The organism is Streptomyces sp. NPDC012794 (assembly GCF_042901085.1).
Taxonomy (GTDB): domain Bacteria; phylum Actinomycetota; class Actinomycetes; order Streptomycetales; family Streptomycetaceae; genus Streptomyces.
The window spans coordinates 352,604-365,271 of sequence record NZ_JBIBCI010000003.1 but is presented as its reverse complement, the minus strand read 5'-3'; the positions used below and the strand labels follow the sequence as shown (position 1 = coordinate 365,271).

General features: G+C 72.5%; 14 protein-coding genes. 8 read left to right on the top strand and 6 right to left on the bottom strand.

Annotated elements, in window-relative coordinates; genetic code table 11:
* Window positions 1-18 precede the first annotated feature (18 nt).
* Together ACFY7H_RS07780 and ACFY7H_RS07775 are read left to right on the top strand one after the other, a co-directional pair.
* On the top strand, window positions 19-321 hold the full coding sequence (locus ACFY7H_RS07780; protein ID WP_388934603.1) for a hypothetical protein: 303 nt from the start codon (window positions 19-21) through the stop codon (window positions 319-321).
* Window positions 322-327: 6 nt separating this feature from the next.
* Entirely contained in the window at window positions 328-1,524 is a 1,197-nt protein-coding gene (locus ACFY7H_RS07775) for a glutathionylspermidine synthase family protein (RefSeq protein WP_388934601.1), read from the top strand.
* A 24-nt stretch (window positions 1,525-1,548) separates the two neighbouring features.
* Here ACFY7H_RS07775 and ACFY7H_RS07770 read toward each other — a convergent pair whose 3' ends face one another.
* On the bottom strand, window positions 1,549-2,091 hold the full coding sequence (locus tag ACFY7H_RS07770) for a hypothetical protein (protein WP_388934598.1): 543 nt from the start codon (window positions 2,089-2,091) through the stop codon (window positions 1,549-1,551).
* A gap of 182 nt (window positions 2,092-2,273) precedes the next feature.
* On the bottom strand, window positions 2,274-3,479 hold the full coding sequence (gene rocD, locus ACFY7H_RS07765; protein ID WP_388934595.1) for an ornithine--oxo-acid transaminase: 1,206 nt from the start codon (window positions 3,477-3,479) through the stop codon (window positions 2,274-2,276).
* A gap of 241 nt (window positions 3,480-3,720) precedes the next feature.
* Between rocD and glyA the strand changes: the two genes are divergently transcribed.
* The 4 genes from glyA to ACFY7H_RS07745 all read left to right on the top strand — a co-directional run bounded on the left by glyA (window position 3,721) and on the right by ACFY7H_RS07745 (window position 7,955).
* Entirely contained in the window at window positions 3,721-4,989 is a 1,269-nt protein-coding gene (gene glyA / locus ACFY7H_RS07760; protein ID WP_388934593.1) for a serine hydroxymethyltransferase, read from the top strand.
* 207 nt (window positions 4,990-5,196) lie between these two features.
* Entirely contained in the window at window positions 5,197-6,210 is a 1,014-nt protein-coding gene (gene trpS, locus ACFY7H_RS07755) for a tryptophan--tRNA ligase (protein WP_388934591.1), read from the top strand.
* 82 nt (window positions 6,211-6,292) lie between these two features.
* On the top strand, window positions 6,293-6,877 hold the full coding sequence (locus tag ACFY7H_RS07750) for a 2'-5' RNA ligase family protein (RefSeq protein WP_388934588.1): 585 nt from the start codon (window positions 6,293-6,295) through the stop codon (window positions 6,875-6,877).
* Between the two features lie 169 nt (window positions 6,878-7,046).
* Entirely contained in the window at window positions 7,047-7,955 is a 909-nt protein-coding gene (locus ACFY7H_RS07745; protein ID WP_388934586.1) for a YhjD/YihY/BrkB family envelope integrity protein, read from the top strand.
* Here ACFY7H_RS07745 and ACFY7H_RS07740 read toward each other — a convergent pair.
* Window positions 7,952-9,229 carry a D-alanyl-D-alanine carboxypeptidase family protein gene (locus ACFY7H_RS07740; protein WP_388934583.1) on the bottom strand — a complete coding sequence of 426 codons (1,278 nt, stop codon included), beginning with the start codon at window positions 9,227-9,229 and terminating at the stop codon, window positions 7,952-7,954. The two genes, ACFY7H_RS07745 and ACFY7H_RS07740, sit on opposite strands and share 4 nt — an antisense overlap.
* A gap of 121 nt (window positions 9,230-9,350) precedes the next feature.
* Here ACFY7H_RS07740 and ACFY7H_RS07735 point away from each other — a divergent pair, with 121 nt between their 5' ends.
* Together ACFY7H_RS07735 and ACFY7H_RS07730 are read left to right on the top strand one after the other, a co-directional pair.
* Window positions 9,351-9,593 carry an SCO4848 family membrane protein gene (locus tag ACFY7H_RS07735; protein ID WP_388934580.1) on the top strand — a complete coding sequence of 81 codons (243 nt, stop codon included), beginning with the start codon at window positions 9,351-9,353 and terminating at the stop codon, window positions 9,591-9,593.
* The gene (locus ACFY7H_RS07730) at window positions 9,590-10,966 is read left to right on the top strand and encodes a metallophosphoesterase (RefSeq protein ID WP_388934577.1); all 1,377 of its coding nucleotides are present in this window, start codon (window positions 9,590-9,592) and stop codon (window positions 10,964-10,966) included. The genes ACFY7H_RS07735 and ACFY7H_RS07730 overlap by 4 nt, the downstream gene beginning before the upstream one ends.
* A gap of 33 nt (window positions 10,967-10,999) precedes the next feature.
* Here the strand turns inward: ACFY7H_RS07730 and ACFY7H_RS07725 are convergent, their stop codons facing one another.
* From ACFY7H_RS07725 to ACFY7H_RS07715, 3 genes are read right to left on the bottom strand one after another with little or no spacing between them, the layout of a single operon-like run.
* On the bottom strand, window positions 11,000-11,743 hold the full coding sequence (locus ACFY7H_RS07725; protein WP_388934574.1) for a TetR/AcrR family transcriptional regulator: 744 nt from the start codon (window positions 11,741-11,743) through the stop codon (window positions 11,000-11,002).
* 11 nt (window positions 11,744-11,754) lie between these two features.
* Window positions 11,755-12,174: a thiol-disulfide oxidoreductase DCC family protein gene (locus tag ACFY7H_RS07720; RefSeq protein ID WP_388934572.1), complete on the bottom strand. Its 420-nt coding sequence runs from the start codon at window positions 12,172-12,174 to the stop codon at window positions 11,755-11,757.
* 15 nt (window positions 12,175-12,189) lie between these two features.
* Window positions 12,190-12,609: a hypothetical protein gene (locus ACFY7H_RS07715; RefSeq protein ID WP_388934570.1), complete on the bottom strand. Its 420-nt coding sequence runs from the start codon at window positions 12,607-12,609 to the stop codon at window positions 12,190-12,192.
* Window positions 12,610-12,668: the final 59 nt, after the last annotated feature.

Sequence of the window (12,668 nt, the reverse complement as noted above, 5' to 3'; positions counted from 1 at the left end):
CGCTCTAGGGTGCAGGCCATGGATACCGGCAACACCACCAGACGACGCATGCGCTCCGGCGCGGTCGCCCTCGGCGGCATGGGCCTGCTCGCCGCCACCCTCGTGGCCTGCGGGAGCAACGACGAGCCCGACAAGCGCTGCGCCTCCCGCTCGACGCTCAACCACCTGAACTCGAAGGAGTGCAGGAGCGGCGGCACCGGCGCGTACTACTACGGCGGCACCGTCCGCAACGGCAAGGTGACCGGCGGCAGCTTCGACAAGTCCGCCGTCACCCGCGGCGGCATCGGCGGCCACAGCAGCTCCGGCTCCTCCGGCGGCTGAGCGCAGATGCAGCGGCACACCATCGAACCGCGCCCGGGCTGGCAGAAGACCGTCGAGGAGCAGGGTCTGATCTACCCCCTCACCCGCTACCCCGACGACTCCCTGCGGCCCTACTGGGACGAGAGCGCGTACTACTCCTTCTCGCTCCCGGAGGTCGAGGCCCTGGAGGAGGTCGTCGAGGAGCTGCACGCCATGTGCCTGGCCGCGGCCGCGCACATCGTCGAGCACGACCGCTTCGCGGACCTCGGCATCACCGATCCGAAGCTGGCCGCGCGGATCACCGAGTCCTGGCGGCGGCGCGCCGAACAGCCGTCTCTCTACGGGCGGTTCGACCTGCGCTACGACGGCGCCGGCGAGCCCGCCAAGCTGCTGGAGTACAACGCCGACACGCCGACCTCCCTGGTGGAGGCGGCGAGCCCGCAGTGGTTCTGGATGGAGGAGCGCTTTCCCGGCGCCGACCAGTGGAACTCCCTCCACGAGCGCCTCGTCGAGGCGTGGCGGCACCAGGCCGAGCTGCTGCCGCCGGGCCCGGTGCACTTCGCGCACTCCGAGACCGACGAGCTGGGCGAGGACCTGATGACGGTCGCCTACCTCCAGGAGACGGCCGAGCAGGCCGGGCTGGAGACGCACGCGCTCTCGGTGGAGACGATCGGCTGGGACAGCCTCTCTGGCCGGTTCGTGGACGAGCGGCTCCGCTTCATCCGCAGCTGCTTCAAGCTCTACCCGTGGGAGTGGCTGGTCACCGACGAGTTCGGGCCGCAGGTGCTGGGCACCTACGACCACGGCGGCGGCTCGGGCACCACCGCCTGGATCGAGCCGCTGTGGAAGATGCTGCTCGCCAACAAGGCGCTGCTGGCGATCCTCTGGGAGCTCTTCCCCGACCACCCGAACCTGCTGCCCGCCTACCTCGACGGCCCGCGCGAGCTGGCCGCCACCTGCGGGTACGCGGCCAAGCCGCTGCTGGGACGCGAGGGTGCCGGCGTCACGCTGCACGAGGCGGGCGGGGGCGGCGAGCCCTTCGTGCCGGCCGAGGGGGAGACGTACGTCTTCCAGGCGCTGGCCCCGCTGCCCGACTTCGACGGCAACCGCGTCGTGCTCGGCGCGTGGGTCGTCGAGGAGGAGGCGGCGGGGCTCGGCATCCGGGAATCGGCGGGGCTCGTCACGGACGAGTACGCCCGCTTCCTGCCCCACGTCATCCTGTAGCGCCGTCAGGGCCGTTCAGGGCCGTCAGTTGTCGTCGCCGCAGTAGCTGTCGAAGGACGTTTCGGCCCCCGACCTCCAGCCGCGCCAGTAGGACTCGGAGTGGTCCTGGCTCTTGTCGGGCTGGGGCGGGACGTCGCAGTTCGACCGGGACGCCGCCTTCATGCCGGCCGTGTGCCCGTCCGAATAGCCCTTCTGGTACTCCCTCGAGTCGCCGGCGGAGGGCGTGGACCCCGCGACCTTGCAGTTCACGAAGACGAAGTCCTGGTCCTCGTTGACCGCGAGGACGGTGTAGTCGACGTTCTTCTGGAACCGCTGGACCCGGAAGTTGCCATCGGCGTCGATGTTCAGCGGTTCGGTGGACTCGCCGTCGTTGAGGTTGCGCGGCGGAGTGAACCCCTCGCCGGTGATGACGACGAACCGCCCTTGCGGGTCGGGTGTGACCGTGCAGCTGGCGGCGGGTACCACCGCCTGGGCGGCGGCCGGTGCGGCGAGGGCAGCGGCGCCGCCGAGGGCGACGGAGGACGCCAGGACGCCGCAGAGCAGGGTGTGTCGGTTGCGTCGGTGCATGGGGTTGCTCCCATCGGAGGGTCGGGCCCGGGATCGGCAGGGCGCGCACCCGTACGGGTCCTCCCATCGTCCGGCGGACCGCTCGCGGTGTCCACCGCGGGGCCGGGAGCGGCGACGGGCGCCGCCGGGACCGGAGGGTCCGGCCGCGCCCGTCGCGCCCGCCTCCCGGCGCCGTCGGGCCGTCAGGCGGAGAGCACCGAGCGCAGCTGGTCCAGCCCCCAGTCCAGGTCCTCCTTGGTGATCACCAGCGGCGGCGCGATCCGGATCGTCGACCCGTGGGTGTCTTTCACCAGGACCCCGAGCTCCATCAGCTTCTCGGAGACCTCGCGGCCCGTCCCGCGCGACGGGTCGACGTCCACGCCCGCCCAGAGCCCGCGGCCGCGTACGGCGGTCACCGCGCCGCCGCCGGTCAGCAGGTTCAGCTCCCGGTGCAGGTGGTCGCCGAGTTCGGCGGCGCGCTCCTGGTACTCGCCGGTGCGCAGCATCGCGATCACCTCCAGCGCGACGGCGCAGGCCAGCGGGTTCCCGCCGAAGGTGGACCCGTGCTCGCCGGGGCGGAACACCCCGAGCACGTCCCGGTCGGCGACCACGGCGGACACGGGCACGACCCCGCCGCCGAGCGCCTTGCCCAGGACGTACACGTCGGGCACGACGCCCTCGTGCTCGCACGCGAAGGTCCGGCCGGTGCGGCCCAGGCCCGACTGGATCTCGTCCGCCATGAACAGGACGTTCCGCCGGCGCGTCAGTTCCCGTACGCCCGCCAGGTATCCGGCGGGCGGGACGAGGACCCCCGCCTCGCCCTGGATCGGCTCCAGCAGCACGGCCACGGTGTTGGCGGTGACGGCGGCGTCGAGGGCGGTCAGGTCCCCGTAGGGGACGATCTCGAAGCCGGGCGTGTAGGGGCCGTAGTGGTCGCGGGCCTCGTGGTCGGTGGAGAAGGACACGATGGTCGTCGTACGGCCGTGGAAGTTGTTCGCGGCGACGACGATCTTGGCCTGGCCGTCCGGGACGCCCTTGACCTCGTATCCCCACTTGCGGGCCGTCTTCACCGCGGTCTCCACCGCCTCCGCGCCCGTGTTCATGGGCAGCACCATCTCCTTGCCGCAGAGCGCGGCCAGTTCGGCGCAGAAATCGGCGAAGCGGTCGTGGTGGAAGGCGCGGGAGGTGAGGGTGACCCGCTCCAGCTGGGCGCGGGCGGCTTCGATCAACCTGCGGTTGCCGTGGCCGAAGTTGAGCGCCGAGTACCCGGCGAGCATGTCGAGGTACCGGCGGCCCTCCACGTCGGTCATCCACGCCCCCTCCGCCGTCGCGACGACGATCGGCAGGGGGTGGTAGTTGTGCGCGCTGTGTTCGTCGGCGGAGCGGATGGCATCAGCAGTTCTCGACACGGGGTCTCCGATCGTCCGTCTGGCTGGTGGCGCGGGTGACGTGGGTGACGTCCTTTGTATCGTCGCTCGGATCGTGGGACCGGAAACCTCCCCGGTGCCGCGCCAGCTAAGGTGTCCGGTACGCACGGCGACTGGCGTACGGAGAACCGACTCCGGGGGAGTCGAGCGCGCACGACCGCACACAGGGCCGCTCGCCTGGGCCTCGCGGGGACGAACCGACATCGACCCCGGAGGAGCCGCGATGACCGCGCACCGCCAGCCCGCCCTGTACGCCACCGACCCCGAGCTCGCCTCGCTCGTCACCGCCGAGGAGACGCTCCAGGCGGAGACCCTGCGGCTGATCCCCAGCGAGAACTACGTCTCCGCGGCCGTGCTGGAGGCATCCGGCACCGTCCTGCAGAACAAGTACAGCGAGGGCTACCCGGGCCGCCGCTATTACGAGGGCCAGCAGAACATCGACCGGGTCGAGGCCCTCGCCGTGGAGCGGGCCAAGGGCCTGTTCGGGGTGGACCACGCGAACGTCCAGCCCTACTCCGGCTCCCCGGCCAACCTGGCCGTCTACCTGGCCTTCGCGAAGCCCGGCGACACGGTGATGGGCATGGCCCTGCCGATGGGCGGCCACCTGACGCACGGCTGGGGCGTCTCGGCGACGGGCTCCTGGTTCCGCGGCGTCCAGTACGGCGTGCGGGCCGACACCGGGCTGATCGACTACGACGCGGTCCGGGAGCTGGCCCTGGCGGAGCGCCCGAAGATCATCTTCTGTGGTGGCACGGCCCTTCCGCGGACCATCGACTTCGCGGCCTTCGCCTCGATCGCCGAGGAGGCGGGCTCGGTACTGGTCGCGGACGTGGCCCACATCGCCGGCCTGATCGCGGGCGGCGCCCACCCCTCCCCGGCGGGGCACGTGGACGTGATCTCCACGACCACCCACAAGACCCTGCGCGGGCCGCGCGGCGCGATGCTGATGTGCCGGGAGGAGCACGCGAAGGCCATCGACAAGGCGGTCTTCCCGGGCCTCCAGGGCGGCCCGCACAACCAGACGACGGCGGGCATCGCGGTGGCCCTGCACGAGGCCGCGCAGCCGTCCTTCGTCTCGTACGCGCACGCGGTCGTCGCCAACGCGAAGGCGCTGGCCTCCGCCCTGCTGGAGCGCGGCTTCGACCTCGTCTCGGGCGGCACGGACAACCACCTGATCCTGATGGACCTGACCTCGCGGGACGTGCCGGGCAAGGTCGCGGCGAAGGCGCTGGACCGGGCGGGGATCGTCGTGAACTACAACACGGTGCCGTTCGACCCGCGCAAGCCGTTCGACCCGTCGGGCATCCGCATCGGCACCCCGTCGCTGACGTCGCGGGGCCTGGGGGCGGAGCACATGCCGCTGGTGGCGGGCTGGATCTCCCGCGCGGTCGACGCCGCCGCGAAGTCCGACGAGCCGGCCCTGGCCGGGATCCGCTCCGAGGTCGCGGACCTGATGGCCGCCTTCCCGGCCCCCGGCCTGCCGCTCGCCTGACCGGGAGGGCGGGGCGGGGGACCGACGCCCCCGCCCCGCTTCCCACGGGGCCTGACGGGCCGCCCGGCCGGGGGCGGGATCCGGCCACCGGGCGCCCCTCCGCGCGGGCCGTCCGGGGCCGTCCCCCGGCCCCGGGCCCGAACCGCACCGGTGGGTTCCGGCCGGTGTGCGGCCGGAGAGCGGCCCCGCACCTGAGAGAATGGGGGCATGGCTTCTGATCGTCCCCGCGCGCTCTCCGGCATCCAGCCCACCTCCGGCTCGTTCCACCTCGGGAACTACCTCGGAGCGATCCGCCAGTACGTCGCCCTCCAGGAGACGCACGACGCCTTCTACATGGTCGTCGACCTGCACGCGATCACCATGCCGCAGGACCCGAAGGACCTCCGCGCGAACACCCGGCTGTCCGCCGCGCAGCTCCTCGCCGCCGGCCTGGACCCCGAGCGGTGCACGCTCTTCATCCAGAGCCACGTCCCGGAGCACGCGCAGCTGGGCTGGGTCATGAACTGCATCACCGGCTTCGGTGAGGCCAGCCGGATGACCCAGTTCAAGGACAAGTCCGCCAAGGGCGGGGTCAACAGCGCCAGCGTCGGCCTGTTCACCTACCCGATCCTCCAGGTCGCCGACATCCTCCTCTACCAGGCGAACGCCGTCCCGGTCGGCGAGGACCAGCGCCAGCACATCGAGCTGACCCGCGACCTGGCGGAGCGCTTCAACCAGCGCTTCGGCCGGACCTTCACCCTTCCCGCCGCGCACATCGTCAAGGAGGTCGCGAAGATCTACGACCTCCAGGACCCGGCGATCAAGATGTCGAAGTCCGCGTCCTCCCCCAAGGGCCTGATCAACCTCCTCGACGAGCCCAAGGTCACCGAGAAGAAGATCAAGAGCGCGGTCACCGACACCGGCTCCGAGATCCGCTTCGACACCGAGAACAAGCCGGGCGTCAGCAACCTGCTCACGATCTACTCCACCCTCACGGGCGAGTCGATCCCCGCCCTGGAGGCCCAGTACGAGGGCAAGGGCTACGGCGCGCTCAAGACCGACCTCGCCGGTGTGATGGTCGATTTCGTCACACCCTTCAAGCAGCGCACCCAGGAGTACCTGGACGACCCGGAGACCCTGGACTCCCTGCTGGCCAAGGGTGCGGAGAAGGCCCGGGCGGTCGCCGCGGAGACCCTGGCGCAGGCCTACGACCGCCTCGGTTTCCTGCCCGCCAAGCACTGACGGACCGGCGCCCCTGGCGGCCGAGGGCGTGCTGGCGCCACACTGAGCGGCAGCACCTCGTACACACACCAAGGAGACATACGTGGGGACCGTAACGCTCGGCGTTTCGATCGCGGTCCCGGAGCCGTACGGCCGCCAGCTCCAGCAGCTGCGCGCCGGCTTCGGGGACGCCGCCGCGCACGGCATCCCCACGCACGTCACCCTCGTACCGCCCACCGAGGTGGAGGCGGACCGGCTGCCCGCCATCCGCGCCCACCTGACGGAGGTCGCGCGGGCCTTCCGGGCCTTCCCGATGCGCCTGGAGGGGACGGGAACCTTCCGCCCCCTCTCGCCGGTCGTCTTCGTCCGGCTCGCCGAGGGCACCCCGGACTGCACCCGCCTCCAGGGGCAGGTACGCGACCCCCGCGGGCCGCTCGCCCGCGAGCTGGCCTTCCCGTACCACCCGCACGTCACGGTCGCCCACGGGATCTCCGAGGAGGCGATGGACCGGGCCTACGCCGAGCTGGCCGACTACGCCGCCGACTGGCTGTGCGAGGGCTTCGGGCTCTACGAGCAGGGCTCGGACGGGGTCTGGCGCAAGCTGCGCGAGTACCCCTTCGGCGCGGGCGCCCCCGGCGTCCCGGCACAGCCCGCTCCGGTGGGCGACACCGTCGTGCCGCGCTCCTGACGCAGGGGGCGCAGGACCCGGTGGGCGCGGAACCGCAGGCTCCGAAGCAGCAGGGTGTGGAACGGCCGGGCCGGGGGACGATCCGTAGGGCGAAAAGTCACAATCGACGACCGTAGTGCCCGAAAGCGACAATTCCGGCTATTTCCAGCAGCTCATTTACGGTGGCCCCATGGACTGGCTGAAGAAACTCCCGGTGATCGGCCCGGCGGCGTCCGCCGCCATGCGGACCCACGCCTGGCGTTCGTACGAGCGTCTCGACCGGGTGCACTGGACCCGGCTCGCCGCCGCGATCACCTTCATCAGCTTCCTCGCGCTGTTCCCCCTGATCACGGTCGCCGCCGCCGTCGGCGCCGGGCTGCTCAGCCGGGAACAGCTGGAGCGTCTCCAGCGCAGCCTCGCCGAACAGGTCCCCGGCATCTCCGACCAGCTCGACCTGGAGGCGCTCGTCGCCAACGCCGGCACCGTCGGCCTCGTCGCCGGCGCCCTCCTCCTCTTCACCGGCATCGGCTGGATCGGCTCCATGCGCGACTGCCTGCGCGCCGTCTGGGAGAAGGACGACGAGGACGAGGGCAACCCCTTCCTGCGCAAGGGCAAGGACGCCCTCGTGCTCCTCGGCCTCGGCGGCGCGGCCCTGGCCTCGGCGGCCGCGTCGATCGTCGGAGCCAGCGCGGTCGGCAGGTCCGCCGAGCTCCTCGGCATCCCGCGCGAGGGCGCCGGTGGGGCGCTGCTGCGCGCCGCGGCCTTCCTCGTCGGCGTACTGGCGGCCTTCCTGCTGCTGCTCTACCTGCTCACCCTGCTGCCCGGCGTGGAGCCGCCGCGCGGCCGGCTGATCCAGGCGGCACTGATCGGCGCGGCGGGCTTCGAGCTGCTGAAGCTGCTGCTCAGCGGCTACATCAGGGAGGTCGCGGCCAAGAGCATGTACGGGGCCTTCGGCGTGCCGATCGCCCTGCTGCTGTGGATCAGCTTCACGGCGCGGCTGCTCCTGTTCTGCGCGGCCTGGACGGCGACCCCCGACGGGGACGCGGACGCGGAAGACACCGAAGCCGCCGAAGCCGGCGCCGCCCCGGGGACGGCCTAACCGCCGCTGCCCGCACCGCCCCCCGGGCCGCGGCGGCCGCGCGGCCAGCGGCGGTTGACCGCGAAGGCCCCGCCCGCCAGGGCCGCCAGGGCCCCGCCGGTGATGCCGAACGCCGTGCCGAGGCCGCTGCTGCCGGAGGCGTCGCCGCCCGCCGACGGCCCGCCCTTCTCGTGGGACTGGGCGGGGGAGCCGTGCGGGGAGGTGTCCGCGCTCTTCGGCGGCACCAGCTCGCCCACCGGCTTGACCTTCCCGGCGGCCTCGAAGCCCCAGTCGAAGAGCTGGGCGGTCTCCTCGTACACCCCGTTCAGCCCGCCGTTGTCCGGGTTCATCACCGTCACCAGCAGCTTCTTGTTCCCGCGCTGGGCGGCGCCGGTGAAGGTCGAGCCGGCCATGGTGGTGGTGCCGTTCTTCACCCCGGCGATGCCCTTGTACGGGCTGATGCCGCCCGCCCCGGTCATCAGCCGGTTGGTGTTCTGGATCTCGAAGTACTCGCGCGGCCTGCCCTCCTCCTGCCTGCCGGGGAACTTCGCCTCGACCGTGCCGCAGTACTCCCGGAAGTCCTGCTTCTGGAGCCCGGAGCGGGCGATGAGGGTGAGGTCGTACGCACTCGACACCTGCTCGGGGGCGTCGTAGCCGTCGGGGGACACCACGTGGGTGTCCAGGGCCTGGAGCTCCTCGGCGTGCGCCTGCATGTCCTTGACGGTCTTCTCGACGCCGCCGTTCATGGCCGAGAGGACGTGCACCGCGTCGTTCCCGGAGCGCAGGAACACGCCGAGCCACAGGTCGTGGACGCTGTACTCGTGGTCCTCCTTGACCCCCACCAGGCTGCTGCCGGGGCCGACCCCCTCCATGTCCTCGTCGGTGACCCTGTGCACCCGGTCCTTGGGGAGGCCGGGCAGCACCGTGTCGGCGAAGAGCATCTTCAGGGTGGACGCCGGGGGCAGCCGCCAGTGGGCGTTGTGCGCCGCGAGGACCTCCCCGGTCTCGGCGTCCGCCACGATCCAGGACCGGCCGCTGAGGTTGGCCGGCAGGGAGGGCGCCCCGGGCAGCGGATTGACCTGGGTCCCGGGCAGCCCGAGGCGGGCGCCGCCGACGGTGGACATCGCGGGGGGCGGCGCCGGGGCGTGCGGTGCCTTCCGGGGCCTGCCCTTCCCGTCGGCCGGCGGGGGCGGCGCCGGCGCGGCGAGCGCGGGCGCGCTCGCGGGTGCCACGAGGACCGCTGGTAGCAGCAGTGCGGCGGAAAGGACCGTCAGCGCGGTCTTCTTGGCAGACACGCAGGTGAACGTACATCCCGATGGACTGCCAGGCGTCCGGGACCGGCCAACCGGGCCCAACCACACCCGGTACGGCCCACCCCGGCGCGTCCGTCCTGGGGACGAAACCGATACTGGGGACATGAAACTCAGCCGTACCGCGTCCTGGTTCCTCGCAGCGTTCGGAGCCTGGTCCTGGGTGATCTGGTCCACGTTCGTCAAGAACCTCTTCCACGACGCCAGCGGTCTGGCTTTCGACGGCGGAAAGCCCACGGCCTACTTCTGGGTCCACCTTCTCCTGGCGGTCACGTCGTTTCTGCTGGGGACGGCCGTTGGTGTGATCGGGCTGCGCGGCGTCCTGGCCCTGCGACGGGAATCACGATGACCGTGGTCGTGGCGATCGTGGCGGTGGTCGCGGTACTGGCGCTGCTCGCGTCGGTCCACCGCTGGCTCTGGATCCGGCTGGTCCGCGACACGACCCGCGCGGGCGGCCCGGCACGGAAGGCGGGCACCGTCCTGGCCTTCGCGCTGCCGCTCCTGGCACTGGCGGCGCTGACCGCCGGGCGGGCGGGTGCGCCGTTCTGGCTGGAGCGGCTGGTGGCGTGGCCGGGGTACATGTGGCTGGCGGTGCTGCTGTACCTGACGATGGCGATGGCGGTGGCGGAACCGGTCCGCCGCCTGTGGCTCCGCCGGATTCCCGCACCCCCGGCCCCCCGGGCGCCGGAGGGGCTCGAACTGGCCTCCGCCGCGGGCGGACCGGCCGGGGCGGGCGGGGGAACGGCCCAGCCGGCCCCCGGCGCAGCCCCCGACCCGGCTCCGGGCGCGGCTCCCGAGCCGGCCGCCGGCGCGGCCCCCGACCCGGCTCCCGCCCCGGCTCCCGGCCAGGCCCTCGATCCGGCCGCCGGCCAGGCCCTCGATCCGGCCGCCGGCGCGGTCGGCCGTCGGGTGTTCGTCGCGCGGGTGCTCGGCGGGGCCGCCGTCGCCGCGGCCGCGGTGACCGTCGGGAACGGCACCCACGGCGTGCTGCGCGGGCCCCGCGTGAAGCGCGTGCAGGTGCCGCTGGCCCGGCTGCCCCGCGCCGCGCACGGGTTCCGCATCGCCGTCGTCAGCGACGTCCACCTCGGCCCGGTCCTCGGCCGCGCCCACACCCGCCGCATCGTCGACACCGTCAACCGCACCCAGCCCGACCTCATCGCCATCGTCGGCGACCTCGTGGACGGCGACGTCCGTGACCTCGGCCCCGCCGCCGAGCCGCTGCGCGAGCTGAGCGCCCGCCTCGGGAGCTACTTCGTCACCGGCAACCACGAGTACTTCTCCGGCGCCCAGCAGTGGATCGACCACGTCCGCGAACTCGGCCTCGTCCCCTTGGAGAACGCCCGCCGCGAGCTGCCCCACTTCGACCTCGCCGGGGTCAACGACGTCCAGGGCGAGAAGGAGGGCAAGGGCCCGGACTTCCGCGCGGCCCTCGGCGACCGCGACCGCGCGCGTGCCTCCGTACTCCTCGCCCACCAGCCGATCGTGATCGACGAGGCCGTCCGCCACGGCGTGGACCTCCAGCTCTCCGGGCACACCCACGGCGGCCAGCTGTGGCCCGGCAAGTACCTGGCCGAGCTGGCGAACCCGACCGTCGCGGGCCTGGAACGCTACGGCGACACCCAGCTGTACGTGTCGCGGGGCGCGGGTGCCTGGGGGCCGCCGGTCCGGGTCGGCGCGCCGTCCGACATCACCGTCGTCGAACTGGCCTCGTACCAGGCCTGACCCCGTGACTCCCCGGCCGGTGACCCGGGGCCCTCACTCCTCCCCGGAGCGGACGGAGCGGGGCTCCGGGGTCCGCGTCCCGGCGCGCGAGGCCGCCGTCTGCGCCATGCCCGGCAGGAAGTCCGCGAAGAGCTCGTGCACCTCGCGCACCAGCGGCCGCAGCACCCGGAACCGGGCCAGCACGATGCCGCGCGTGGTCAGCTGCGCCCCGCGCTCGGCGAGCCGGCGGGACTTCTCGCTGCCGGGCGAGCGGTCGAAGACCCAGTACAGGACCAGGCCCATCTGGGAGAGCCACATCAGTTCCGGCAGGGCGTCGGCCAGTTCGGCGGGCACCTTGGTCTTCGCCCCGGCCAGCACCTCGCGGTGGATGTCGATGGCCGCCTTGCGCGCCGGTTCCGATTCCGCGGAGAACGGGCTGAGCGGACTCTCGGGGTCCGCCGCGTTCTTGAAGAACTGCGAGGCGAACTCGTGGTAGGGCTCCGCGATTTCGAGCCAGCTCGTCAGTACGCCGGCGAGCCGCTTCTGGAGATCGGTCTCCTGGTCCAGGATGGGCCGGACCGCCGCCTGGTGGGCCGCGCCGATCCGGTCGTAGAAGCCCTGGACGAGGTGTTCCTTCGACTCGAAGTAGTAGTACGCGTTGCCGACCGAGACCCCCGCCTCCTTGGCGATGCCCCGCATGGTCGTCTTGTCGAACCCGCGCTCCTGGAAGAGCCGGAGCGCGGTTTCGAGAATGAGCGTGCGGGTCTGCTCGCTTTTGGGAGCCTTCTGATCTGTCACGGTGTCCGACTTTATCGGGGCGCGGAGCACTGCTCGTCACAGGCCGGTTCCCCGGGCTCCGCTTCGGACTTGGAACGTACGGCGTGCCGTACGGCGGCGGCCGTGTGCATGGCGGCCCTGGCGAAGGGACGGCCCGCCGGGGTGGCGAGCCAGTCGGCCTTCGCACGGTGCTCGGCCAGGGCCCACAGGCAGACGACGAAGGCGTCCGCCCCGCGCCACAGCTGCCCCGCGTCGCCGACGACGGTGATCTCGCGGAGCGTCTCGGCGTGCGCCAGCTCCGGGAACCGCCGCCGCGCCTCGGCCGAGGCGGCCGGCATCAGCCGCAGCGGGACCAGCTGCCGTTGCCGGCCCAGCCAGTTCCGGATGTGGACGCACACGGGGCAGTCGGCGTCGTACAGGACGGTCAGGGACCGGACGGCACCGGCCCGCACGGCCCGCGCCACGGGTCAGGCCCCGGCCGGCACGGTCCACCCCTGCGGGGGGAGCGGCGGCATCGGCGGCCGCTGCGCGGCCTGCCGCTCCATGATCCCCCGGCGGCGCATCCGGCTCAGCACCCACACGTTGCCGAGGTGCATGACGCCGAGGACCAGCAGGACGACGCCGAGCTTGACCGACAGGGCCTCGAAGAGGCCCCGGGCTTCGAGGATCGTCTCGCCCGAGCGCAGGTACAGGGTCACGAAGCCGATGTTGACGAGGTAGAAGCCGACCACCAGGAGGTGGTTGACGGCGTCCGCGAGCTTCTCGTTCCCCTGGAGGACGTCGGCGATGAAGACGCGGCCGTTGCGGCTGAGCGTACGGGCGACCCAGACGGTCAGTCCGATGCTGATGAACAGGTAGATGACGTACGCGGCCACGGTGAGGTCCATTGCCCCAGCCCCCTTGAACGTGTTCAACTCTCTGGCAGGACCGACTGTAGACCCATTTT

Excerpts from the sequence above, each read along its gene's own strand:
- ACFY7H_RS07780 (WP_388934603.1), top strand. The coding sequence starts at position 19 with ATGGATACCGGCAACACCACCAGACGACGCATGCGCTCCGGCGCGGTC.
- ACFY7H_RS07775 (WP_388934601.1), top strand. The coding sequence starts at position 328 with ATGCAGCGGCACACCATCGAACCGCGCCCGGGCTGGCAGAAGACCGTC.
- ACFY7H_RS07770 (WP_388934598.1), bottom strand. The coding sequence starts at position 2,091 with ATGCACCGACGCAACCGACACACCCTGCTCTGCGGCGTCCTGGCGTCC.
- glyA (WP_388934593.1), top strand. The coding sequence starts at position 3,721 with ATGACCGCGCACCGCCAGCCCGCCCTGTACGCCACCGACCCCGAGCTC.
- trpS (WP_388934591.1), top strand. The coding sequence starts at position 5,197 with ATGGCTTCTGATCGTCCCCGCGCGCTCTCCGGCATCCAGCCCACCTCC.
- ACFY7H_RS07745 (WP_388934586.1), top strand. The coding sequence starts at position 7,047 with ATGGACTGGCTGAAGAAACTCCCGGTGATCGGCCCGGCGGCGTCCGCC.
- ACFY7H_RS07735 (WP_388934580.1), top strand. The coding sequence starts at position 9,351 with ATGAAACTCAGCCGTACCGCGTCCTGGTTCCTCGCAGCGTTCGGAGCC.
- ACFY7H_RS07730 (WP_388934577.1), top strand. The coding sequence starts at position 9,590 with ATGACCGTGGTCGTGGCGATCGTGGCGGTGGTCGCGGTACTGGCGCTG.
- ACFY7H_RS07715 (WP_388934570.1), bottom strand. The coding sequence starts at position 12,609 with ATGGACCTCACCGTGGCCGCGTACGTCATCTACCTGTTCATCAGCATC.